We start from the raw sequence: 24,571 nt of genomic DNA on the forward strand, positions 1-24,571 counted from the left end.
GCTGCCGCTCGACTTGCATGTGTTAGGCCTGCCGCCAGCGTTCAATCTGAGCCATGATCAAACTCTTCAATTAAAGTTTTGGCTCGATGAATACTGAATTAAATTGACTGTGCCAAAATAACCGAAGTCATTTTGAATTGGTCACTCAGTTCATCGATAAATCTTTTTGACTATCAGTTCACGAGTGCCCACACAGATTGCATGGTCAAATTGTTAAAGAACTTTTCTTTCACGTCGCTGGCTTATCTCGCCGCGCTCCGTGTCAGTGAGGCGGCATTATAGAGACCTGGCTCAGCATCGCAATAGGCAAAATGCATTATTTTCATAAAACCGAACCAACTGAATATTATTTCGCCACAACCATCCAGTAACGGTCATTTATTCCACCCGGCATTCTTATCTTTTGTGTCTCATGAGCAATAGAAGCCGATAAGTAAAATAATCTTTCGCAGAAAGATAAAGAGATTCACCTTATCTCCCATTGTTTCTCTTCTGCTATTTTCCTAAGCGATCAAAACCGCAGCCGAAAAGTGATAAGGGTGAGGCAAAACGTAGTGTCACAATTGAGGAAAAAAAACGCCGCTCTTGAAAAGAGCGGCGTGATATTGCCATTACCCGTTAGTGTATAAAGCTGACGTTAAACACTGACGGCGAAGATTGTCGCATTCCCACAACCTTATTGGTGCGCCGAAATCTTGCCGTCTACCGCTTCCAGGATGATCGGTTTACCCGGTACAAACTTCCCGGAGAGGATATCCTGCGCCAGAGGATTCTCCACATACTGCTGGATAGCCCGTTTCAGCGGACGCGCCCCATAGACAGGATCAAACCCGGCTTCGGCAATCAGCTCTAGCGCGCTGTCTTTCATATCTAACTGGTAGTCACGCTCTTCCAGACGTTTCACCAAACGAGTAACCTGAATCGACGCAATGTTCTTAATGTGCTCCTCACCCAGAGGATGGAAGACCACTGTCTCGTCCACCCGGTTGATGAACTCCGGACGGAAATGATGAGTGACAACTTCCATTACCGTTTGCTTCATACCTTCGTAATCCAGTTCACCAAAGTGCTCCTGAATACGATCGGATCCGAGGTTCGAGGTCATAATAACGACGGTGTTACGGAAATCGACCGTTCTGCCCTGCCCATCCGTCAAACGGCCATCATCCAGCACCTGCAGCAGAATGTTGAAGACATCCGGGTGGGCTTTTTCCACCTCATCCAACAAGATCACTGAATAAGGTTTACGGCGAACCGCTTCGGTCAGGTAACCCCCTTCTTCATAACCGACATAACCGGGAGGCGCACCCACCAGTCTAGCCACAGAGTGTTTCTCCATGAACTCTGACATATCGATACGTACCATGGCATCGTCACTGTCGAACATGAAATGCGCCAGCGCTTTGCACAACTCGGTCTTACCAACCCCGGTCGGCCCGAGGAAGAGGAAAGACCCAATCGGACGATGAGGATCAGACAAACCGGCACGACTACGACGAATCGCATTGGATACTGCATCCACCGCTTCATTCTGACCAATCACTCGTTTATGCAATGCTTCTTCCATACGAAGCAGCTTATCACGCTCACCTTCCAGCATTTTTGCCACCGGAATACCGGTCTGACGCGACAGCACTTCTGCAATTTCAGCATCAGTGACTTTGTTCTTCAGCAGTGTCATTTCCTGCATTTCAGCCTGCGCCGCAAGATCCAGCTGTTTTTCTAATTCAGGGATCTTGCCGTATTGCAGTTCCGACATCCGGTTAAGGTCACCAGCCCGGCGGGCAATTTCCATGTCGGTACGTGCCTGCTCCAATTCCGCTTTAATATGCTGCGTACCGGACAGTGCCGCTTTTTCTGCATTCCAGACTTCTTCCAGCTCAGCATATTCACGCTCTTTGCTGTCGAGTTCTTCAAGCAGATCACTCAGGCGCTTTTTACTGGCTTCATCACTTTCTTTAGCAATGGCTTGCTGCTCAATCTTGAGCTGAATAATTCGGCGCTCCAGGCGATCCAGCGATTCCGGCTTGGAATCGATCTGCATCCGGATACTGGATGCCGCTTCATCAATCAAGTCAATTGCTTTGTCGGGCAGCTGGCGATCGGACACGTAGCGGTGTGACAAACTGGCAGCCGCCACAATGGCCGGGTCAGTAATTTCGACATGGTGGTGCAGCTCGTAACGCTCTTTCAGACCACGCAGAATTGCCACGGTATCTTCCACGCTCGGCTCATCCACCAGCACTTTCTGGAAACGACGCTCCAGAGCAGCATCTTTTTCAATGTACTGACGGTATTCGTCCAGGGTTGTCGCGCCGACACAGTGCAGCTCACCCCGAGCCAGCGCCGGTTTAAGCATGTTACCGGCGTCCATGGCACCTTCACCTTTACCGGCACCCACCATGGTGTGCAGCTCATCAATAAACAGAATAACGCTGCCTTCTTCCTGCGCCAGTTCATTGAGTACCGCTTTCAACCGCTCTTCAAATTCACCACGGTATTTTGCCCCGGCAATCAATGCGCCCATATCCAGTGACAGAACACGTTTGTTGCGCAGTCCTTCCGGTACTTCACCATTGATAATTCGCTGCGCCAGCCCCTCAACAATGGCCGTTTTCCCCACCCCGGGCTCACCAATCAACACCGGGTTATTTTTGGTACGACGCTGCAGTACCTGAATAGTACGGCGAATTTCATCGTCACGACCGATAACCGGGTCCAGCTTGCCCTGCTCGGCACGCTCCGTCAGGTTAATGGTGTATTTTTCCAGTGCCTGGCGGTTCTCTTCGGCATTTTGATCATCCACATTCTGGCCGCCGCGCACTTTCTCAATCGCTTTTTCAATTTTGTCAGCCGTCATGCCCATATCTTTGAGCAATTTCCCGAGCGGCCCCTTGTCGTCCACCGCCGCCAGAATAAACAGCTCAGACGAGATAAATTTGTCTTTTCGTTTCTGCGCCAGCTTATCGCACATGTTCAGCAGCACGCCAAGGCCATGTGAAAGCTGGACGTCTCCGCCGATACCACTGACTTTCGGCAAACGATCTAATTGTTCAGCCAGTCCTGAACGCAACTGGGCCACATCCACATTCAATAATGTCAGGAGCGGCCGGATTGTGCTGCCATCCTGATTCAGCAGCGCCGTCATTAAATGAACCGGCTCGATATACTGATGGTCTCGTCCTAATGCTAGCGATTGCGCATCAGAGATAGCCATCTGGAATTTGCTAGTAAAACGGTCAAGACGCATAAGTCCTCCTAATCATCTCTCAGGTTCAGATATGGTGGTTAATCGAGAAATTTTCAACCAATGACAGCCACTGAACTCTGCTTTTTGCCACCGGTAGCGGTGGCCCGCCCATTGGTACCCCCAGCCTGGTTTAATGCACTCACCCACTGTCATCGCCGCTTTTTGCCTTGATGAGCACGATGCATTAGCCCTTTAAACAGTGTGATTTTAGTCGGTTTTTCCTGTCGCATTTTTCTGCGGGCTCACGTATTCAGGCGAAACGATTCGCAGGACGTGTCCGTTGTAATCGGCCTGCACAGCTGTTGAATGGACAATATGGGGCACCACACATCCTTTTCAGCAAGTTCAGCAGGCACACATGAAGATCAATTGGAGAGGCGCTATCACAGCCTGGTTTATGGTAAGCACGTCATTGATGGTCAGTCACTCAGCATTTGCCGCCGGTTGCCCGTCGAAAGATTTCACGACCCAGGCCACCCTGATTTTTGTTGACCATATGACAGCAGAACATCCCGCGGGAACACTGTTGAAACACCGGGTCAGCCAATTAAAGGCAATCATGTCCCATCCGGCCTTTGAAGAAACCAGCACGATCAAAGCAACATTGTCCCGCTACCGGGCAGACGCGGAGGAGGAAAGAGAAAACCTGGTAATTACCCTGCAAGCCCGTTTTTCGGGCGGCTACGATGCCGTGACTTTGCTATTTCAGGAAAAGGAACATGACTCTCTCGACATCACGCAATGCCTTTAAGCCTTGCTGACGCTCAATATTGATTAAGCAAATTGCAGATGCTATGCAACGGAAATGAAACAGAGCCCGACGGGATTAGCCGTCGGGCTCTGTGTAGAAAAGGAAAAATGGCCAGGTTCGGATGCTGTAATGCTTATCCGCTCCGAGCCAGTTCAACCTGCTTTCAGGCGCATCGGGAGCGAAGCTATCAGGATTCGATCCAGATTAGCGTCGCCTGACGTCCGGTGATGCCGTCGCGCCGGTACGAGTAAAAACGAGCCGGGTCGCTAAATGTGCACAAATCGCCACCGAAGACGTGTTCTACCCCCACTTGCGCCAGACGCTGGCGGGCCAGAAGGTATAAATCAGCCAGCCACTTGTCGCCATAAGGCTGAAACGCTTCGGCGGCATCTGCGTGCTGCGCCATAAACTGCTCGCGCACTTCGCCGCCGACTTCAAACGCCGACGCGCCAATGGCTGGGCCCATCCAAACCAGTATCTCCCGGCCTTTAACATGAAACTGAGCCACGGCCTCTTCCAGAATGCCATCAGCCAACCCACGCCAGCCGGCATGGACTGCGGCGACCTGACGTCCGGCACGGTCACACAACAGGACCGGCAGGCAGTCAGCTGTCATGACAGTACAGGCAATACCCGGCTGCTCGGTCATGCTGCCATCGGCATCCGGCGACGAGGCCTGTGCCGGAGACAACTCCGCTTGCGGCAGGGAAATCACGCGCGTGCTGTGAGTCTGGTTCAGCCAGACCGGAGCCACATCCAGCCCCAGCTGCTGTTGCAACCAGTCCCGATTGTGCTCAACATGCTCTGATTTATCCCCGACATGCGCACCCAGATTGAGGCCAAGATAAGGCCCCTCACTGATCCCGCCACTACGGGTGGTGGAAACGGCTTTGATATTGGCCGGTGCCGGCCAGTCAGGGACAATCCACATGTCAGTAATCTTCCTCTTGGTGCGCGTCTTTATCTTTGCGCAGAATATCAATCATCGCGATCATATCAATTGGCATCGGCGCACGCCATTCCATCAGCTCACCGGTAATCGGGTGCTCCAAACGCAGCATACGCGCATGCAGCGCCTGACGATCGAACGCACGAAGTGCCATGACCAATTCATCTGACGCATTGCGCGGTGGACGCGGACGGCCACCATAGATAATGTCACCCACCAGCGGGTGGTTCAGGTAGGCCATGTGCACACGAATCTGGTGCGTACGACCGGTCTCCAGACGCAGCACGATACGGGTATGCTCGCGGAAGTGCTCAGCCACACGAAAACGGGTGATCGCCGGCTTACCCAGTTCATTGACTGCCATGCAAGTACGCTTAGTCGGGTGACGACCAATTGGTTTTTCAACCGTGCCGCCGCCCGTCATCTTACCAATTGCAATAGCTTCATATTCACGGGTGATCTTGCGCTTTTGCAGTGCACGAACCAGACGGGTTTGCGCCTGAATTGTCTTCGCCACCACCATCAGACCGGTCGTGTCTTTATCCAGACGGTGAACGATACCGGCCCGAGGAACCTCTGTCAGCGTTGGACAATGGTGCAGCAAGGCGTTCAGTACCGTCCCGTCCGGCGTACCGGCACCCGGGTGAACCACGAAATCGCGCGGCTTATTGATCACCAGAATGTATTCGTCTTCATAGACAATGTTCAGCGGGATGTCCTGCGCAACCCAGCGCACTTCATCTTCAATCTCCGCTTTTACCAGCAGCTCCTCACCGCCCATCATTTTGGTACGTGGCTTGGTGATCACCTCTCCGTCGACCGATACCATACCATTAAGAATCCACTCTTTAATCCGTGAGCGGGAGTAATCTGGGAATAACTCAGCGATAACCTGGTCCAGACGAAGACCTAATTGGCTATCATTTACTGTATTTGTTAACTCTATCTGCTGTGCCATAGCGAACTTTTTTAAAAAGCGTGGGACTAAACGTCAAACGCTGCGTACAATAACCGATTAGTGTCATTGTATCTGTTAACGGCTCTGACCGTAATGGATCTATCGAAATAAAATTTTAAGCAAGGAAACTAACGCCGCAATGAAACGCCTGACTCTTACGACTCTTCTTGCCGTTGCCCTGCTTTCAGGCTGTTCAAGCACGGAAGAGGTGGTCCCGGACATTCCACCGGCAGAACTGTATGCCTCCGCTCATAAAGCGCTACAAAACGGCAGCTGGACCACCGCCATCGAGCGGCTGGAGACACTGGATTCCCGTTACCCATTTGGGGCGTATTCCGAGCAAGTACAACTGGATTTGATCTACGCGTACTATAAAAACGATGACCTGGCACTGGGTGAAGCCACTATTGACCGCTTCAATCGCCTCAATCCTGCGCATGAAAAATCAGACTGGGTGCTGTATATGCGTGGCTTGACCAGCATGGCTCAGGATCGCAGCTTTATGCACGATCTTTTCAACATCGATCGTTTCGATCGTGATCCTGAACCGGCCCGCAAAGCATTCCGTGATTTTAAACGTCTGCTGGAACGTTACCCGAACAGCCGCTATGCCAATGATGCGAAAGCTCGCATGGTGTTCCTGAAAAACCGCCTGGCGGATTACGAACTGGCTGTCGCCGACTTTTATCTGCGTCGAGAAGCCTGGGTGGCAGCGGTTAATCGCTCACAGCTGATCCAGCGTGAATATGCTGATACCCAAGCCGCGCGTAAATCGATCGCTATCATGGAAAGCGCTTATAAAGAGCTGGGATTAGCGGCACCTCTTGAACACACTCAGAAGCTGAAAACGCTCAACCCGATTTAAAGACAAGCATTAAAAAAAACAGCAGCCTTAAGGCTGCTGTTTTTTTATGTATTCTGTTGTTGTTTTGGCTCAGATGACCACTTGGTGATATTCAACCTTTTGTTAACGCTGCATAAAACAAGTGGTGAAAATTCACACTAGCCCGAAATATAAACCGAACTTGTCCCCTGAACAGCACTGGCCGCCAGTCAACACTATTCCTCCATACTGCCCTACCCATGTCAGGCTCGACAAGCACTTTCTGTGACTTTTTTTGCAACAAATAAAACCTGATCACAGAATCATTTCCATTCTTTTCTTAACAACACAAACGTGATCTATGTCACATTAATAGTTACTGGTTTTAGTAATCTGAAGTCAACCCAACGAAGGGTAGCAAAAGAAGGAAAGCTAATATGACAGTAGATATCACAGGCAAAAACCTTGAAATCACCCCTGCTATCCGTGAGCGCATTGAGTACAAATTCAAGAAGTTGGAGAAGTATCAGGTACCTTTTATCAGCAAACACGCAGTCATCAGCACCGAGCCAAACCGGCAGTTTAAAGTAGAAGCCTCTGCTGCCATTCCAGGAGGTCAACTCGTCGCCTCAGCAGAGCATGAAGACATGTACGGTGCCATTGCAGAAGTGTACCAGAAACTGGAAAGACAACTGAATAAACAAGCGCACAAGCCAACTTCTCGCCGTGCAAGTCACTGCGATAAACCTGAGCTGGAAGAACTCGAAGAAGAAACTGAATAATACCAGAGGATTTTTAGTCAAAGCCCCGCCCAGGCGGGGCTTTGACTTTCTGCTTGACAAGCCAACACCACCTGCATAATGTGGAACCATATCAGACACAAAATATTCAATATATTCCTATGACCGTCACTCAGCTGTTTTTCTTTCGTTTCTTTTTTACCTCACTTTAGTGGAGGCAATTCGTTACGCGAAAAAACAGCAAATGACGAACAGAAAGCCTCCTTCACCGGGGGCTTTTTTGTATGGGTTGCAGACAGGGAGCGACAATGACCGAGCCACAATATTCACTGGACGACATTCGACAAAATGTCACCCGTATCGACAACGAGCTTCTCAAACTTCTGGCTGAACGCCGCCAGCTCAGCCTTGAAGTGGCTAAAAGCAAAATTCAGACGGCGAAACCAGTCCGGGATCAGGAACGCGAGCAGGATTTGCTACTGCGCTTGATTGAGGTGGGCAAGTCCCACCAGCTGGATGCCCAGTACGTCACCCAGATTTTCCATACCATCATTGAAGACTCTGTACTGTTTCAACAAGCCTACCTGCAAAAACTGGCGAATCCTGACAGCCTACAACCTGTCGCTCGGGTTTCCTTCCTGGGAGCGAAAGGGTCCTACTCCAATCTGGCCAGCCGCAGCTATTTCAGTAAGAAGCAAACCAAGCTGGTAGAAATGAGTTGTTCGACCTTCCGTGATGTCGTCAGCTTGGTCGAAACCGGGCAGGCCGATTACGGCGTGCTGCCTATTGAGAACACCAGCTCCGGCTCAATCAATGAAGTGTACGACTTACTGCAGCACACCAGCCTGTCGATTGTAGGGGAAATCACCCTGCCGATTGAGCACTGTCTACTGACAGCAGTGGATACCCGCCTGGAAGACATTGACACCCTGTACTCACACCCTCAACCGCATCAGCAATGCAGTGAGTACCTGCACACTATGGGCAACATTACCCAGGAGTACTGCTCCAGCACCGCGGAAGCCATGATGAAAGTGGCCGAACTGAAACTGCCGAACGTGGCCGCCATTGGCAATGCCTCCAGTGGCGAGCTGTACGGGCTGACACCACTGAAAAGCGGCATTGCCAACCAGCAAGAGAACTTCACTCGCTTTATCGTGGTTGCCCGCAAACCCGTGGATGTTACTTCACTCATTCCGGCCAAAACCACGCTGATCATGTCCACTGCGCAACAAGCCGGTTCTTTGGTGGAATGTCTGCTGGTATTGCGTAACCTCAATATCAACATGACCAAGCTGGAATCCCGTCCGGTCATCGGCAACCCATGGGAAGAGATGTTCTATGTGGATGTCGAAGTGAACCTCAAATCGGAGGTGATGCAGCAGGCACTGGAAGAGCTGACCCGCCTGACCCGCTTCATCAAAGTGCTGGGCTGTTACCCGATCGAAAACGTCAAGCCAACTGAAGTTGAGATTGAAGGCTAAGCTGCCAACATCAGGAAGCAGAATGCGAAAACACAAAGCCCACGCATAGCGTGGGCTTTGTTTATCTAACCGTACAGCTCTTTGAGCGATACCATTATTTCCGGTGAGTAGAATCGTTCGCCTGTCTAAGTAATCCCTGGCTCTCGGTTAAAAAATGCTGGGCATAATCTCCAAACCAGCTTTCTACCTGGGCAAACGCCTGCGTAAAGGCCGCCTTATCCTGCCCCTCTAGAATCTCAATCGCTTCCCCAAAACGCTGATGGAAACGCTTGATCATCGCCAGGTTCTGCGGCGAGGACATGATAATGTCAGCGTACAGCTGGGCATCCTGCGCAAACAAACGGCCCACCATTGCCAGTTCCAGCCGGTAAATCGGCGAGCTGAGCGCCAGCAGCTGTTCCAGCTTGGGATCTTCTTCCGCCAGATGGACACCATACACAAACGACGTAAAGTGGCGCAGCGCCTGAATCAGGGTCATGCCTTCATCATGCTCAATCGCACTGATCCGGTTCAGGCTGGCGCCCCAGATCTGCATCTGCTCCAGTAGCCACTGGTAGCTTTCCGGATGACGACCATCGCAGTAAGCAACCACTTGCTTGGCAAGGCTGGCAATATCAGGGCCGAACATCGGGTGAAGCCCCACCACCGGCCCCTTATGTACTTCCAGCATCGCCTGCAGCGGCCCGCTTTTCACTGACGTCAGATCCGCCAGAATGCAGTCCTCCGGCAGGTTATCCAGCTTGGCAATAATTTGTTCCGTCAGATTAATCGGCACCGACACCACAACCATACCGGCATCCGCCAACATTTCATCGGCACGCTCCCAATCCTGACTGCCCAGTTTACGCACCTGGTAGCCCGACAGCTCGAACAGACGGCAGAACAGCCCGCCCAGCTGACCGTATCCACCGACAACGACAATCGGGCGCAACTCAGGATTCAGGCATTTGAAACCCGAATCATTTTCACTGGCATACGATTCACGCATGGTGCGGCGCAAGATATCTTCAATCAGATCGGGCGGCACCCCTTTGCTTTCCGCTTCCTGGCGGCGGGAAGCCAGCATCGCGGCTTCCCGATCTGGCGCATAAATTGGCAGACCATGCAGACTTTTCACATGGCCCACTTCTTCTACCAGTGACAGACGGCGAGCCAGCAGCTCGACCATCTGGCGATCAACGTCATCAATTTGATCTCGTAATTTACTCAGTTCAGCAACCATCTATGGCTCTCTGTAATCTCGGACATTATCGGACATTGCGTTGCTGCAAAAACGGCGTCAGCTCCTGATGGGCGTGACGAAGCAGTTCCTCCGTGCTGTCCCAGCTGATACATGCATCGGTGATCGATACGCCGTAAGCCATCTCATTGCGTGGCAGTTCCGCACTCTGATTCCCTTCATTCAGGTGGCTTTCCAGCATCAGACCGATAATCGATGAGTTCCCCTCCCGAATCTGATGGATCACATCTTCAGCCACCAGCGGCTGACGGCGGTAATCCTTACGGGAGTTAGCGTGGCTACAGTCTACCATCAGAGACGGTGAAAGACCTGACGCTTTCATCTCGTTTTCACACTCGTTGACCGATACTGAGTCATAGTTGGTTTGCTTACCGCCACGCAAAATAACGTGGCCATCCGGGTTGCCCTGAGTATTGAGCAACGCGACCTGACCATCCGGATTAATCCCCATGAAACGGTGGCCGGATGCGGCAGCTTGCATCGCGTTAATGGCAGTGGCAAGGCTGCCGTCTGTGCCGTTTTTAAACCCGACCGGCATCGACAGACCACTGGCCATTTCGCGGTGAGTTTGTGATTCAGTGGTTCGCGCGCCGATTGCAGCCCAGCTGAACAAATCGCCGATGTACTGCGGGCTGATTGGATCCAGCGCCTCAGTCGCCAGCGGGATCCCCATTTCAACCAGATCAATCAGTAACTGACGGGCAATGTGCAAACCTTCTTCTACCTCAAAGGAGCCGTCAAGATGAGGGTCATTGATCAGGCCTTTCCAGCCGACAGTCGTCCGCGGCTTTTCAAAATACACCCGCATCACGATGTACAGCTGATCACTTAACTCATCAGATAAACGCTTGAGCTGCACCGCATATTCTTTGGCGGCTTCAATATCATGAATGGAACATGGGCCGCACACTACCAGCAGTCGGTGATCACGTTTGTGAATGATGTCAGCAATGGTTTGTCGTGACTGACGAACAAACTCCAGTCCGGACTGACTCACGGGTAACTTTTCGCGCAACTCCCGAGGGGTGATCAATACTGATTCATTTTCAATATGGACATTGTTTAACTGATCTTTTTGCATAAGGGCTTCCCTGTAAATTTTTTAATACGATTTAGTTTGAGGTAGAACAGGAGCTGCCCTGTTACAACCCGACAATAACAGGGTTCCATTGTGGATTTCAACACCACGTAAAGAAAAAACACCACTTGTAAATTTAAATTTACATAGTGTATTTTTTGGTACTCAGATCAAAACCCAGTTACCATAATGGCAATACCGACTTGCCGTATTACCGCGATGGAACTGATTTTCTCCCTGTTACAACAACTCAGTGTTTACCTGGTGTTGGCTTACCTTCTTAGTAAGACACCGCTGTTCATGCCGCTTACCTCTATATCTGGCCGGCTGTCACAGCGCTTTACCTGTTATATTTTGTTCTCCCTCTTCTGTATTTTAGGCACTTACTTTGGTCTTCACATAAATGATGCCATTGCCAATACCCGCGCCATCGGTGCTGTGATGGGTGGCTTGATGGGCGGCCCGGTGGTCGGGCTGGCGGTGGGGCTGACCGGAGGGCTGCACCGCTACTCGCTTGGCGGCTTTACCGATCTGGCCTGTGCGATCTCCACCACGGCAGAAGGACTGATTGGCGGCCTGATGCACAGCTACTTTGTCCGTAGGGGACAGGCGGATCAGATTTTCCGGCCGATCGTGGTGTTTAGCATTACTCTGGTCGCCGAAGTGATCCAGATGCTGATCATCCTGGCCGTCGCCGAACCTTACGATAAAGCCCTGCAACTGGTGAGTGCGATCGCGCTGCCGATGGTCATTGCCAACTCGGTGGGCGCGGCGTTCTTTATGAGCATTATTCAGGATCGAAAAACCATTTATGAAAAGTATTCAGCCGCCTTTTCAAGCCGGGCCCTGAAAATTGCCCAGCGTTCGGTGGGAATCCTGAGCCAGGGGTTCGATGAGGAAAGCACCCGGAAGATTGCTGAAATCGTTTATGAAGAAACCGGCGTCGGAGCCGTTGCCATTACTGACCGGGATAAAATTCTGGCGTTCATCGGTATCGGGGATGATCACCACCTGCCTGGCACCCCGATCTCATCCGGCTATACCCGCCGGGCAATTGATAACTGCGAGCTGGTTTATGCCGACGGGTACGACATCCCCTACAGCTGCTCCCTTCATGATAAGTGTAAGCTGGGCTCGGCCCTGGTGATCCCGCTGGTTGGCGGGAATCAGGAAGTCCTGGGCACCATCAAATTGTACGAACCCAAGCGCAAGCTGTTTTCGACCGTGAACCTGACACTCGGAGAAGGGATCGCCAAGCTGCTGTCTAACCAGATTCTGACCGGTCGTTTCAACCAGCAGCAAAACCTGCTGACTCAAGCGGAGTTACGGTTGCTGCAGGCTCAGGTGAACCCGCACTTTTTGTTTAACGCCCTCAATACCATCAACTCAGTGGTGCGCAGGGATCCAGACAAAGCCCGCCAACTGATTCAGCATCTGTCGCAGTTTTTCCGCCGCAACCTGAAGCAAAATATCGAAACCGTGACACTTAAGGAAGAGCTGGAACACGTCCATTCCTACCTGGAAATCGAGCTGGCGCGCTTTTCCGATCGGCTCAGTGTCGATGTCGATGTCGAACCTGAGCTGTTGAAATTACAGGTTCCAACCTTCACCCTGCAACCACTGGTGGAAAATGCGATCAAGCACGGCACCTCGTCCCTGCTCGAAAATGGTAAAATCACCATCAAAGGCCGGGTTGCCCATCGTCAGGTCATTCTGGAAGTGGAAGACAATGCCGGCAATTATGCGCCGATCGGCGAGGAAACCGGTCTCGGGATGAAAATTGTCGATAAACGACTGAAAAATATGTTCGGCAGTCAGTACGGCCTGACCATGACCTCTGAGCCACAACAATGGACCAGGGCAACCATCAGAATGCCCTTTGAGACTCAGAAATACAGTAAAAATAACGGAGAACACGCCGCATGATAAAGGCGCTCGTGATTGATGATGAACGCTACGCCCGAGAAGAATTGGTCGACCTGCTGGAAGAAACGGGTCAGGTTGAAGTCATCGGCGAATGCAGCAATGCCATTGAAGGCCTGAAGAAAATCAACAGTCTGAAACCGGATGTGATTTTCCTGGATATCCAGATGCCACAGATTACCGGCATCGAACTGCTCAGCATGCTGGATCCTGAAACCATGCCCAAAGTGGTGTTCGTAACAGCCTATGATGAATATGCCCTGAAGGCATTTGAGGACAATGCGTTTGACTACCTGCTCAAACCTGTGGAAACCGTGCGCCTGAACAAAACCATCAAACGCCTGAGCCGCGAGTGCCAGCCTGCCGACTATTCGCCGCTGGTCAGCGAAATGCTGGAGCTGATCCCCTGCAGTGGCCATAACCGGATTCTGCTGCTCAGCCCGGCGGAAATTGAAACGGCATTTTCTGACCTGAGCGGAGTACACGTGGTAACCAAAGACACCAAAGCCACCACCCAACTCACCCTCAAGACCCTGGAGGAAAAGACACCGCTGATTCGCTGTCATCGCCAGTACCTGATCCACCCACAGGCCATTCGGGAAATCAAGCTGCTGGAAAACGGCCTAGCCGAAATCACCACGCTGAATCACTACCAGGTGCCAGTCAGTCGCCGGTATCTGAAAGAGCTCAAGGACCGCTTTGGGCTAAGCTAAGCCAGTCGGCCCGGTCAGAAATCGCCCGGGCCATCCACATGCATGCGCCGGTTGAATCCCTGCTGCCAGAAGCTCTGGTACAAACCGCCTTCAGCCTGGCGAAATGCGCAGATTCCCCAATCCGTTTTTCCTTCCAGTCCCAGTTGCTCCACCCGATCCAGACTGCAATACTTTTCGATCCCGACCTGATACCCTTCCTGGTACTGCGAATAATCAGGTTGTAAGTCTTTACTCACATTACTGACCTGCGCTTCCAGCGTTGGCGGAGAAATTGCCTTTTCTCCCCATTTGCCGTCATTAAATCCAAGCTGATACCAGTTTTCTGCCCGAATCAGCTCATCCTCTGTGACCACCGCTGCGCACCCTGCTGCCAGTCCTATTAGCCACGTCAGCAGCCCGGCAACAATGACGTGGTGCCTGACTGGCATCACTGCCTGCTGACCGCCACACTCCGGCGTACTTCCCTTAGCGCCCAGCCTTGTTTTGTTGTTCATCCTTCACCTCTGCCTGATTGCCCTGACCTACAATACGAAAAGCCAGACATTAATAGGCCAACACGGATCACACCGCCGCCGTGTCGGGGTCACAGTTTGATTATTTTCCCGGCCCACCATTCAGGCCGGTCTACGACCACTCAGGGGAAGGAAAAACCACTTAATCCGATTATTGACCACTCACCACGCCATACAACCACTGACCTGAATAGAAGGTGAATCTGGTCAGCGAAAGGTTAAGATGGCACCCATTGATAAAAGTTTTGCGACGATTGCTGAGGGTGTTAAAGCAAGGAACGCAAAGCAACCCTACTCACTCCAATAGAAATAGAGAGACAAGTTATGGTCTGGTTTCTGACGTGCGTTGCAGCACTGATTGGTGGCTACTTCATCTACGGTGCTTTCATTGAAAAAATTTTTGGCATCAATGAAAAACGTCAAACCCCTGCGTTTACCAAGCAGGACGGTGTTGACTACGTGCCAATGTCGAACAAAAAAGTATATCTGGTTCAGCTGCTGAACATTGCCGGTGTTGGCCCAATCTTCGGTCCAATTATGGGTGCGCTGTATGGTCCTGCGGCCATGCTGTGGATTGTTCTCGGCTGTATCTTTGCCGGCGCGGTGCACGATTACTTCTCTGGCATGCTGTCAGTGCGTAACGGCGGTGCATCCGTACCAACCATTACCGGTCGCTACCTGGGCAACGGCGCAAAACATTTCATGAACATTTTTGCAATTGTCCTGCTGCTGCTGGTTGGTGTGGTATTCGTTTCTGCCCCGGCGGGTATGATCACTAACCTGGTTAACGAGCAAACCAACATTGGTCTGTCGATGACAACCATGGTAGTGATTATCTTCGCTTACTACATCATCGCGACCATTGTTCCGGTTGATAAAATCATCGGTCGTTTCTACCCGCTGTTTGGTGCCCTGCTGATTTTCATGTCTGTTGGCCTGATCACGGCGATTGCTTTCTCAAGCGAGCACACGCTGCTGGGCGACTACGAAGTTAGCCAAATGCTGACTAACATGAACCCGAAAGACATGCCTCTGTGGCCTGCCCTGTTCATCACCATCGCCTGTGGTGCCATTTCCGGCTTCCACGCCACTCAGTCTCCGCTGATGGCACGTTGTATGGAAAACGAGAAGAACGGCCGCTTCGTGTTCTACGGCGCAATGATTGGTGAAGGTGTGATTGCCCTGATTTGGTGTGCGGTTGCCCTGTCTTTCTTCGGCTCTGTGGAAGGTCTGTCTGACGCTGTTGCTAACGGTGGCCCAGGTAACGTGGTTTACAGCTCTTCGGTCGGTCTGCTGGGTGTATTCGGTGGTATCATCGCCTTCCTGGGTGTGGTTATCCTGCCTATCACGTCAGGCGATACAGCGTTCCGTTCAAGCCGTCTGATTCTGGCTGAATACTTCAACATGGAGCAGAAATCACTGCGTAACCGCCTGCTGATGGCTGTACCACTGTTCGTTATCGGCGGCATCCTGACTCAGGTAGACTTCGGTGTGATTTGGCGCTACTTCGGCTTTGCCAACCAGACAACTGCGGTAATGATGCTGTGGACTGCGTCGGCTTACCTGCTGCGCCACAACAAACTGCACTGGATCACCACGATTCCTGCGATGTTCATGACCACAGTATGTATTACTTTCATCCTGAACAACGCACAGCTGGGCTTTGGCCTGCCAATGATGGTATCAACCATTGCCGGTATCGTGACAACCCTGGCTATTACTGGCTACGTCATTAAAATCTCGAAAGGCAAAGGGGATACCGAGCTGGCCGACGAAGATGGCGACGTCAACGCGAACGCTGAAACAGCTTAATCGCAACGCCTTGTATAACGAAACCAGCCTCCGGGCTGGTTTCTTTTTGTTTATCACCAGCCATACTCCAGCCCAGTTTCCCATCATTTACCACCATTCATTATTGTTTTCCCCTTTCAATCTCTCCCCGGCTTAGCCAAATCCTCTGGCTGATAAAGCCAAGAGCGATATACACATTGCTGTATATCGTACTTCTCTTGTGCCTTCTACTCTGAGTCTTAGAGCGGGCAGAGCTTTACCTTTTCAAACGATCGAACAGCATGTTCAACGACTGACGTTACTTCATAACCTTGTATCTTTAAAACGGTGCCATGAGGCTTTGTCATAAGAGCTTTGTCATAAAATTTATGTCATAAGAGCTAGGCCATGAGGGGGATGTCATAAAGGCCATATCCTTTATGGCAATGTCAGGGAAATAACCTCTCCGGTGCTCATATCATGTCGCCTTGCCCCCTGGTTTGCCGCAGGCTGACCCAAGGCGGTTATACAGTCGCCTGAACTCCTGAATGCTAATACACAATTGTCAGCGCTCTTCCGACGCTTGCGGCGAAGACAGACAAACCGAAAAGAAACATCACAAAGCAATAAATCGATAGGCAACGGCCAGCAACAGAAACGGGTAAACATTGGGAGGAACAAAGGCTGATGCGCTTTCAACACACACTCCGCCTCTAAGTTGCCGTGTTCAAGCCACAGACTGTCAACACGAGTGGTTTCGCTTTCGCCTGCTTGAGCATAACGGCTTTCCGTAACACTCTGGACGGTTTAACAGGCATAAAAAAAGCCCACCTTGCGGTGGGCTTTTTCATAAACGTCTTACGCCAGGCGTAATTATTTAGAAAGCTTCTCTTTGATACGAGCCGCTTTACCAGAACGCTCACGCAGGTAGTACAGTTTGGCACGACGTACTGCACCGCGACGTTTAACAGTAATGCTGTCAACGATTGGAGAGTGAGTTTGGAACGCACGCTCTACGCCTTCACCGTTAGAGATCTTACGAACAGTGAATGCAGAATGTAGACCACGGTTACGCTTAGCAATAACAACGCCTTCAAAAGCCTGAAGACGTGAGCGGTCACCTTCTTTAACCTTAACCTGAACAACAACAGTGTCACCTGGTGCGAACGTTGGCAGGTCTTGTTTCATTTGCTCTTGCTCAAGAGCTTTGATGATATTACTCATTGGTAAATACCCTAGAATAAACTGATACTAAATAAATTAATTGCTTGCTTTATGTTCACGGATAAACTCCGCCAGCAAGAATTCCTGATCGTCAGTCAGAGCTAGGTTTTCCAGGAGCTCTGGTCTTCTTAACCAAGTGCGGCCCAGCGATTGTTTCAACCGCCAGCGGCTAATGTCCTTGTGGTTGCCAGACAGCAAGACCTTAGGGACCTCCTGCCCGTCCAAAACCTCTGGACGCGTATAATGCGGACAATCAAGCAGACCATTGGCAAAAGAATCTTCTTCTGCCGACGCAAAGTCACCCAGTACACCCGGAACAAACCGAACGACCGCATCAACCAGCGTCATGGCCGGCAATTCACCGCCCGTCAGCACAAAATCCCCGATAGACCATTCTTCGTCTACCTCTTGTTGGATAATGCGCTCATCGACCCCTTCATAGCGACCACAGATGAGAATCAGGTTCTCGTTCTGTGCCAGCTCCTCAACACCCGCTTGATCAAGCTTACGGCCCTGAGGCGAGAGATAAATGACTTTAGCCTGACCTTCCACAGACGCTTTGGCAGCATGAATGGCATCGCGCAAAGGCTGTACCATCATCAACATACCCGGTCCGCCACCGTATGGTCGATCATCAACCGTACGATGTTTGTCGTGCGTAAAATCACGAGGATTCCACGTTTCTACCGACAAAAGGCCTTTTTTTACCGCCTGGCCTGTCACCCCAAAATTGGTAATGGCGTTAAACATGTCAGGAAACAGGCTTATAATGCCTACCTTCATTTGTCTACCTATTACCGGGGATTAAAATCCAGGATCCCAGTCAACTTCGATCCGCTGAGCAGAGCGATCAATCGACTTGATAACCTGCTCATCGAGGAACGGGATTAAACGTTCCTTCTGGCCAAAAGCATCCTTAAGATTAGCTTTTACCACCAGCACGTCGTTAGAGCCTGTTTCCAGAATGTCAGTGACTTTACCCAGGTCGTAACCTTCAGTTGTCACCACCGTCATTCCGTACAGTTCGCGCCAGTAGAATTCGTCATCTGACAGGGCTGGTAGTTGTTCAGCCATGACAGCGACTTCCGCGTTTGTGTATTTCTGAGCGTCCTCGCGGACGTTCAAGCCTTCCAACTTCGCGACTAACCCTTGCCCGTGGCGTTTCCATGATTCAACATGGAACGCTTTCCACTCGCCTTTGACTTTAATTAGCCAAGGCTGATAGGCAAAAATACTTTCAGCGTCCTCGGTATAAGAAAAAACTTTGAGCCAGCCCTTGATACCGTATGACGAACCGAGTTTGCCAACGACGACATGGTCTTGATTACTCATAGCTTCTCTATTACCTGACATGCCAATTAAGCCGCTTTAGCAGCGTCTTTGATTAGCTTAGCTGCACGGTCAGACACAGTTGCGCCTTGACCTACCCAGTGATTAACACGGTCTAGGTCCAGACGTAGACGCTCTTCCTGACCCTTAGCTAGCGGGTTGAAGAAACCAACTTTTTCGATGTTACGACCGTCGCGTGAAGCGCGAGCATCAGCAACAACGATGTGATAAAATGGACGCTTTTTCGCGCCGTGACGTGCCAAACGAATGGTTACCATATCGTCCTCTTTGCATTACTGTAAATTAAATTGGCCCCGCCAAAATAACGGGGCCCGTGCCAAATTAAGCTCGGGAATTTTACTCTTAAAACTGACGAATGCAACCGCTTTAGCTAATTTTTCACCAGTAATAAGCCTTTCCCGCCACTTAGCCCGCCGGAGAGCCCCCGGCGAGACAGAAGAAACCGCGATTAACGGCCGAACATACCGCCGCCAGGCATCATGCCTTTCATGTTGCGCATCATGTTCTTCATGCCGCCTTTCTGCATTTTCTTCATCATTTTCTGCATTTGGGTGAACTGCTTAAGCAGACGGTTTACATCCTGTACCTGAGTACCGGACCCCATAGCAATACGCTTTTTGCGCGAACCTTTGATGATTTCCGGACGCTCGCGTTCTGCCGCCGTCATGGAATTAATAATAGCTTCCATCTGCACGAAGATTTTATCGTCGACCTGATTCTTCACGTCGTCCGACAGCTGTGACATGCCCGGCAGTTTGTCCAGCATGCCCATCATACCGCCCATATTTTTCATCTGTTGCAGCTGGCCGCGGAAGTCTTCCAGGTCAAAGCCTTTCTTATCTTTAAACTTCTGCGCCAGTTTTTCCGCTTTCTCTTTGTCGACGTTGCGCTCAAGATCTTCGATCAGCGACAGGACGTCACCCATGCCGAGAATACGGGATGCCACACGGTCCGGGTGGAACGGTTCCAGCGCATCAGTTTTTTCACCAACACCCAGGAATTTAATTGGCTTACCAGTAATATGACGAACAGACAGTGCCGCACCACCTCGGGCATCACCATCTACTTTGGTCAGGATCACACCGGTCAGCGGCAGCGCTTCATCGAAAGCTTTCGCGGTATTCGCCGCATCCTGACCGGTCATGGCATCGACCACAAACAAGGTTTCGACCGGATCAATCGCTTTATGGACGTCTTTAATTTCGTCCATCATCTCATTGTCGACGTGCAGGCGACCTGCGGTATCGACAATCAGTACGTCGTAGAATTTACGCTGCGCATGGGCCAGCGCATCTTTAGCAATGTTAACCGGCTTCTGATCCGCTGTTGACGGGAAGAAATCCACGCCCAGATCGCTGGCCAGGGTTTCCAGCTGCTTGATCGCCGCAGGGCGGTAAACGTCCGCCGACACCACCAGCACTTTTTTCTTCTTGCGCTCTTTCAGCAGCTTACTCAGTTTACCGACACTGGTCGTTTTACCGGCACCCTGCAGACCAGCCATCAGAATAACAGCTGGCGGCTGGCTGGCCAGGTTCAGGTCTTCATTCGACTCGCCCATAACGGCTTCAAGTTCAGCCTGAACGATCTTAATGAACTCCTGCCCCGGAGTCAGACTTTTAGAAACTTCAGTGCCAACAGCGCGCTCTTTAACACGCTTGACGAATTCACGAACGACGGGAAGCGCAACATCCGCCTCAAGTAACGCCATACGTACTTCACGCAGCGTATCCTTGATGTTGTCGTCCGTCAGGCGGCCACGACCGCTGACATTCTTAAGCGTTCTTGATAAACGCTCCGTTAAATTTTCGAACATGTGCTACTCGCTCGTTACGCAACTAATCGATAAAAACTGTCAGATTTGGCTAGTATACCGCAATCCTTAGTCTGCTTTCATGCCCTCACCATGACTTTCACTGTGACCTGACCTGACAAAACCGTTGTCAGCAGTCACTGAAACCGGGGTTTGGCATAGCAGCGAGCCTAGTTGCAGGGTATAATTGCCTGTTCTTACCATCTTAATTTGTTAAGTTTGCTATGGATATGTTGATCGCATTGATGGCTGCTTGCCTGTATTTTCTCGCTCTGGGACTGGTTATTCCCGGGCTGACCAACAGTAATGGCATCAAAACCAAGCCGGTATTTTTTGCCGCGCTGGCTGCCATTGTGCTGCATATCCTGTTACTGAAGGACTTAATCCTTGGCGGTACCGGGCAAAACCTGAGTATTCTCAACGTCGCATCACTTATCAGCTTGCTGATTGCGGCGATAACCACAGGTGCGATGCTGCGGATGCGGGTCTGGTTCCTGTTGCCCGTAGTTTACAGCTTTGCCGCCATAAACTTATCTGCGGCAACCTTGCTGTCTGGTGCATTTATTACGCACCTTGAGGCACACCCTCAGGTATTGCTGCATATATCGCTGGCTCTGTTTTCCTATTCGACGTTGATGATCGCCACGCTCTATGCCATTCAGCTAGCCTGGCTGGATCACAAACTAAAGCATAAGAAAAGCCTGCTGATAAACCCTAACATTCCTCCATTAATGATGGTGGAACGTCAGCTTTTCAAGATAATTCTGGTCGGAAACTCTCTGTTAACCCTAACTCTGATCACCGGTTTCATCTTTATTGATGATATGCTGGCTCAGGGAAAAACCCATAAGGCCGTGCTTTCTTTCATGGCCTGGTGTGTGTACAGCGTCCTGCTGTGGGGACACTATCAGAAGGGCTGGCGAGGTCGTCGGGTCATTTGGTTCAGCCTGGTCGGCGCTTTCCTGCTGACACTGGCTTACTTTGGCAGTCGCTTTGTCAAAGAAATCATTATTGGTGCGTAATTAGGTTGCCCATTTCATTGACACCCAGCCACTCTGGGTACAAAGTTCAAGTAACCGGAACATGAAGGAAAGAGCTTTTTGGACGATATATCTACGGGGATTTTATTCTCCCTCCTGATATTACTTCTCGTCATTTCGGGATATTTCTCCGGTTCAGAAACCGGCATGATGGCCCTCAACCGATATAAGTTGAGACACCTCGCCAACCAGGGACACCGGGGGGCAAAACGGGTCGAAAAATTACTTTCGCGCCCCGACCGCCTGATCGGCCTGATTCTTATCGGCAACAACCTGGTCAATATTCTCGCTTCTGCTATCGCAACCATCCTCGGGATGCGCCTCTATGGTGATATGGGGGTCGCAATCGCCACCGGTGCCCTGACCTTGGTAGTTCTGGTATTTTCCGAGGTTACGCCGAAAACCTTGGCTGCCCTGTACCCTGAAAGGGTGTCCTACACCAGCAGCGTCCTGCTGCAAATCCTGATGAAGCTGCTCTACCCGCTGGTCTGGTTTGTCAACGGCATTACCAACGGATTCCTGCTATTGCTCGGCCTGAAAGTCGATAACGTACACGACGGCAAACTGAGTTCCGACGAACTCCGTACCGTTGTGAACGAGGCGGGTGGGCTGATCCCTCGACGCCACCAGGACATGCTGCTGTCGATTCTGGATTTGGAAAACGTCACCGTTGAGGATCTGATGGTACCGCGCAACGAGATTGCCGGTATCAACGTCAACGACGACTGGAAGTCGATTGTCCGCCAGCTCAGCCACTCAGCGCACGGCCGAATCGTGTTGTACCGCGACAACATTGATGAAGTCGTCGGAATGCTGCGGGTGCGGGAAGCATACCGCCTGATGATGGACAAAAATGACTTCAGTAAAGAAAACCTGCTGCGCGCGGCCGACGAAGTGTACTTTATCCCGGAGGGGACACCACTCAATGTCCAGCTGCTCAAGTTCCAGCGCAACAAGCAGCGTATTGGCCTGATTGTCGATGAATACGGTGATATTCAGGGTCTCATCACACTGGAAGATATTCTGGAAGAGATCGTCGGTGAGTTCACCACTTCGATCAGCCCGACGCTGGCAGAAGAGATCACCCCGCAGAACGACGGCAGCCTGCTGATTGAAGGCAGCGCCAACATCCGCGATCTGAACAAGAGCCTGAACTGGGTCTTGCCGACTGACGGCCCTCGCACGCTGAACGGCCTGATTCTGGAGCATCTGGAAGACATTCCGGAAAACCGGGTCAGCATTCGGGTAGCCGGATATAAGATGGAAATCATGGAGATCTCAGACAACATGATTAAGCTGGTGCGGGTTCTGCCCAGCCGGCTGAAAAAGACCGGCTGATCGGCATGATTCAGACGAGCGGTTGTGCTGAACATGCCTATTCCGCTGTCGTCGAGTCCACTGTCACCAAAGCGACATGCGCCACAATAATCGCGGCACCAGGTGCGCAACTGTCACCAACCTTAAGCCTCGACTAACAGTTACAAACGGGACTGGCCATCGCCAATGACCGGCCCTAAACGAAAAAGCCGACACTGCAATCAAAGCAATGTCGGCTTTTTTGATGTCGGCGGATTGTACAGGCAGCCAACTTAACGGCTGCAGCATTCGCTGGGATTATTTCACACTCAGATCTTTCAGCATCGACTCCGGCAACGCCAGCTCGTCGTTTTTATTCACCGCAATGCCCTGCTCAAGAATATGCTTGGCAATTGCCTGCGCTTCTTCCAAGGAGTGCATACTGTATGTCCCGCACTGGTACTCATTAAGTTCCGGAATTTTATCCTGCGATTCGACCTTGATTACATCAGCCATGGCGTCTTGCCAACTTTGTGCGACCTGCGCTTCAGTTGGCGTGCCAATCAGGCTCATGTAAAAACCGGTCCGGCACCCCATCGGCGATATGTCGATGATCTCCACCTGATTGGAATTGAGGTGGTTGCGCATAAAGCCGGCAAACAGGTGCTCTAGGGTATGAATACCACGCTCGCTGAGGATTTCGGCATTCGGGCGGCAGAAACGCAGGTCGAACACCGTAATGGTATCGCCTTTTGGCGTCTGCATAGTTTTCGCGACCCGCACCGCCGGTGCATGCATACGGGTATGATCTACGGTAAAGCTATCTAACAGTGGCATGTTTCCTTACTCCTTGGTCAGACTCCCGACAGGCAGAAGGTAATCCCTCCACTCACAGTCGGAAGCACATACGTACATAAACCTTATATAGCCCCTGCTTATCCTGCAACCAGCTTGGTGAGCACGGGGCCACAGCTAGAACGGCCACCAGCTGCGGTTATCTTCCAGCTCCTGCCGGCACTGCTTCAGTTGCCAGCCATAATTTTTGGCTTGCTGATCAACCTTGCGCGACACTTTCAGCAGCGTCGGTTTCGCTTTATAGGTACCGCGACGATAGCCTCCCCGGCCGTCGTGATACGCCAGATACTGGCGATAGGCATCCCATTTCGAGATTCCGAGCTGACGCTGAGTTTCATGGGTGTACCACCCGACAAACATCAGTGAGTCTGCAAAATCGCTGCGCGAGCCGCCGTTCCCGGTTGCCTTTTTATAGTCATCCCAGGCCGGATCCTGCGCCTGAGCATAACCATAGGCACTGCTTACCCTGCCCCAGGGAATAAACCCCAGCACATAGTCTTTGGGCGGGCGGGCATCGTGACGAAAGCTGCTTTCCTGTTTGACGATGGCCATGGCCACCTGAATCGGTGTCCCCCATTCCTTTTCCATATCCACCGCCGCTTCGTACCAGCTGGGGTGTTCACGAAAAATATTGCACAGGTTAGTTTGATCTTTGGGAGGGGGGGTCGCACAACCGGCGAGCAAAGCACCTGCGGCTAACATCCCGAGCAGACGGGAAAGACGTCGCTTTTTTCCGGAAGCCATGGAACTCTTCACCATCCTTATGGTCTTAAAGAATGACTGGCAGCGATTATGCGCTGCCATC

Annotated in this window: 22 protein-coding genes, 1 rRNA gene and 1 other annotated feature; of the genes, 9 read left to right on the plus strand and 14 right to left on the minus strand. The window is 51.3% G+C overall.

The genetic code is table 11. From position 1 onward, the window contains the following. Both C9I92_RS24685 and clpB read right to left on the minus strand, forming a co-directional pair. Positions 1-73: ribosomal RNA gene (locus C9I92_RS24685) — 16S ribosomal RNA — on the minus strand; the annotation flags it as partial. Positions 74-676: 603 nt separating this feature from the next. Then, positions 677-3,250, minus strand: coding sequence for an ATP-dependent chaperone ClpB (gene clpB / locus C9I92_RS24690; protein ID WP_047886902.1), 2,574 nt, complete (start codon positions 3,248-3,250; stop codon positions 677-679). A 358-nt stretch (positions 3,251-3,608) separates the two neighbouring features. Here clpB and C9I92_RS24695 point away from each other — a divergent pair, with 358 nt between their 5' ends. Continuing rightward, a complete protein-coding gene (locus C9I92_RS24695) occupies positions 3,609-4,001 on the plus strand; it encodes a hypothetical protein (protein WP_047886901.1) in 393 nt (130 codons plus the stop codon). A 187-nt stretch (positions 4,002-4,188) separates the two neighbouring features. Here the strand turns inward: C9I92_RS24695 and pgeF are convergent, their stop codons facing one another. Beyond that, entirely contained in the window at positions 4,189-4,932 is a 744-nt protein-coding gene (pgeF, locus tag C9I92_RS24700) for a peptidoglycan editing factor PgeF (protein ID WP_047886900.1), read from the minus strand. A gap of 1 nt (position 4,933) precedes the next feature. After that, positions 4,934-5,908 (minus strand): 23S rRNA pseudouridine(1911/1915/1917) synthase RluD, encoded by a 975-nt coding sequence (gene rluD, locus C9I92_RS24705; RefSeq protein WP_047886899.1) that lies wholly within the window; start codon positions 5,906-5,908, stop codon positions 4,934-4,936. Between the two features lie 139 nt (positions 5,909-6,047). Between rluD and bamD the strand changes: the two genes are divergently transcribed. The 3 genes from bamD to pheA all read left to right on the plus strand — a co-directional run bounded on the left by bamD (position 6,048) and on the right by pheA (position 8,955). Continuing rightward, entirely contained in the window at positions 6,048-6,773 is a 726-nt protein-coding gene (bamD, locus tag C9I92_RS24710; RefSeq protein ID WP_047886898.1) for an outer membrane protein assembly factor BamD, read from the plus strand. Between the two features lie 395 nt (positions 6,774-7,168). Beyond that, complete coding sequence (gene hpf / locus C9I92_RS24715; protein WP_047886897.1) at positions 7,169-7,513, plus strand: ribosome hibernation-promoting factor, HPF/YfiA family; 345 nt, start codon at positions 7,169-7,171, stop codon at positions 7,511-7,513. Positions 7,514-7,634: 121 nt separating this feature from the next. Beyond that, positions 7,635-7,756: a sequence feature (Phe leader region), on the plus strand. 23 nt (positions 7,757-7,779) lie between these two features. Next, the gene (gene pheA / locus C9I92_RS24720) at positions 7,780-8,955 is read left to right on the plus strand and encodes a prephenate dehydratase (protein ID WP_047886896.1); all 1,176 of its coding nucleotides are present in this window, start codon (positions 7,780-7,782) and stop codon (positions 8,953-8,955) included. 94 nt (positions 8,956-9,049) lie between these two features. On the opposite strand, the gene tyrA is transcribed toward pheA, so the two are convergent. Then, on the minus strand, positions 9,050-10,177 hold the full coding sequence (gene tyrA, locus C9I92_RS24725) for a bifunctional chorismate mutase/prephenate dehydrogenase (protein ID WP_047886895.1): 1,128 nt from the start codon (positions 10,175-10,177) through the stop codon (positions 9,050-9,052). 25 nt (positions 10,178-10,202) lie between these two features. Continuing rightward, positions 10,203-11,276, minus strand: a complete 1,074-nt coding sequence (locus tag C9I92_RS24730; RefSeq protein ID WP_047886894.1) for a 3-deoxy-7-phosphoheptulonate synthase — start codon at positions 11,274-11,276, stop codon at positions 10,203-10,205. Positions 11,277-11,492: 216 nt separating this feature from the next. On the opposite strand from C9I92_RS24730, the gene C9I92_RS24735 reads away from it, so the two are divergent. After that, on the plus strand, positions 11,493-13,199 hold the full coding sequence (locus tag C9I92_RS24735; RefSeq protein ID WP_047886893.1) for a sensor histidine kinase: 1,707 nt from the start codon (positions 11,493-11,495) through the stop codon (positions 13,197-13,199). Then, on the plus strand, positions 13,196-13,909 hold the full coding sequence (gene btsR / locus C9I92_RS24740) for a two-component system response regulator BtsR (RefSeq protein ID WP_047886892.1): 714 nt from the start codon (positions 13,196-13,198) through the stop codon (positions 13,907-13,909). Before C9I92_RS24735 ends, btsR begins: the two co-directional genes overlap by 4 nt. A gap of 14 nt (positions 13,910-13,923) precedes the next feature. On the opposite strand, the gene C9I92_RS24745 is transcribed toward btsR, so the two are convergent. Further along, positions 13,924-14,403, minus strand: a complete 480-nt coding sequence (locus C9I92_RS24745; RefSeq protein ID WP_053061922.1) for a DUF2799 domain-containing protein — start codon at positions 14,401-14,403, stop codon at positions 13,924-13,926. A gap of 342 nt (positions 14,404-14,745) precedes the next feature. Between C9I92_RS24745 and C9I92_RS24750 the strand changes: the two genes are divergently transcribed. Further along, positions 14,746-16,233: a carbon starvation CstA family protein gene (locus tag C9I92_RS24750; protein WP_047886891.1), complete on the plus strand. Its 1,488-nt coding sequence runs from the start codon at positions 14,746-14,748 to the stop codon at positions 16,231-16,233. Positions 16,234-17,064: 831 nt separating this feature from the next. Here C9I92_RS24750 and rplS read toward each other — a convergent pair. From rplS to ffh, 5 genes are all read right to left on the minus strand, one after another. Then, on the minus strand, positions 17,065-17,415 hold the full coding sequence (gene rplS, locus C9I92_RS24755) for a 50S ribosomal protein L19 (RefSeq protein ID WP_047886890.1): 351 nt from the start codon (positions 17,413-17,415) through the stop codon (positions 17,065-17,067). A gap of 36 nt (positions 17,416-17,451) precedes the next feature. Continuing rightward, positions 17,452-18,198 carry a tRNA (guanosine(37)-N1)-methyltransferase TrmD gene (gene trmD / locus C9I92_RS24760; protein ID WP_047886889.1) on the minus strand — a complete coding sequence of 249 codons (747 nt, stop codon included), beginning with the start codon at positions 18,196-18,198 and terminating at the stop codon, positions 17,452-17,454. A 21-nt stretch (positions 18,199-18,219) separates the two neighbouring features. After that, a complete protein-coding gene (gene rimM, locus C9I92_RS24765) occupies positions 18,220-18,747 on the minus strand; it encodes a ribosome maturation factor RimM (RefSeq protein ID WP_047886888.1) in 528 nt (175 codons plus the stop codon). Between the two features lie 26 nt (positions 18,748-18,773). After that, positions 18,774-19,022 carry a 30S ribosomal protein S16 gene (rpsP, locus tag C9I92_RS24770; RefSeq protein ID WP_047886887.1) on the minus strand — a complete coding sequence of 83 codons (249 nt, stop codon included), beginning with the start codon at positions 19,020-19,022 and terminating at the stop codon, positions 18,774-18,776. 191 nt (positions 19,023-19,213) lie between these two features. Then, a complete protein-coding gene (gene ffh / locus C9I92_RS24775; RefSeq protein ID WP_047886886.1) occupies positions 19,214-20,578 on the minus strand; it encodes a signal recognition particle protein in 1,365 nt (454 codons plus the stop codon). Between the two features lie 221 nt (positions 20,579-20,799). On the opposite strand from ffh, the gene C9I92_RS24780 reads away from it, so the two are divergent. Then, entirely contained in the window at positions 20,800-21,597 is a 798-nt protein-coding gene (locus C9I92_RS24780; protein WP_047886885.1) for a cytochrome C assembly family protein, read from the plus strand. Positions 21,598-21,675: 78 nt separating this feature from the next. Continuing rightward, positions 21,676-22,953: an HlyC/CorC family transporter gene (locus tag C9I92_RS24785; RefSeq protein ID WP_047886884.1), complete on the plus strand. Its 1,278-nt coding sequence runs from the start codon at positions 21,676-21,678 to the stop codon at positions 22,951-22,953. A 276-nt stretch (positions 22,954-23,229) separates the two neighbouring features. Here C9I92_RS24785 and luxS read toward each other — a convergent pair whose 3' ends face one another. Both luxS and C9I92_RS24795 read right to left on the minus strand, forming a co-directional pair. Continuing rightward, positions 23,230-23,748, minus strand: a complete 519-nt coding sequence (gene luxS / locus C9I92_RS24790; protein ID WP_047886883.1) for an S-ribosylhomocysteine lyase — start codon at positions 23,746-23,748, stop codon at positions 23,230-23,232. A 135-nt stretch (positions 23,749-23,883) separates the two neighbouring features. Beyond that, entirely contained in the window at positions 23,884-24,468 is a 585-nt protein-coding gene (locus C9I92_RS24795) for a transglycosylase SLT domain-containing protein (RefSeq protein WP_107193939.1), read from the minus strand. Positions 24,469-24,571 lie beyond the last annotated feature (103 nt).

The organism is Photobacterium ganghwense (assembly GCF_003025595.1).
In the GTDB taxonomy this organism is placed as follows: domain Bacteria; phylum Pseudomonadota; class Gammaproteobacteria; order Enterobacterales; family Vibrionaceae; genus Photobacterium; species Photobacterium ganghwense.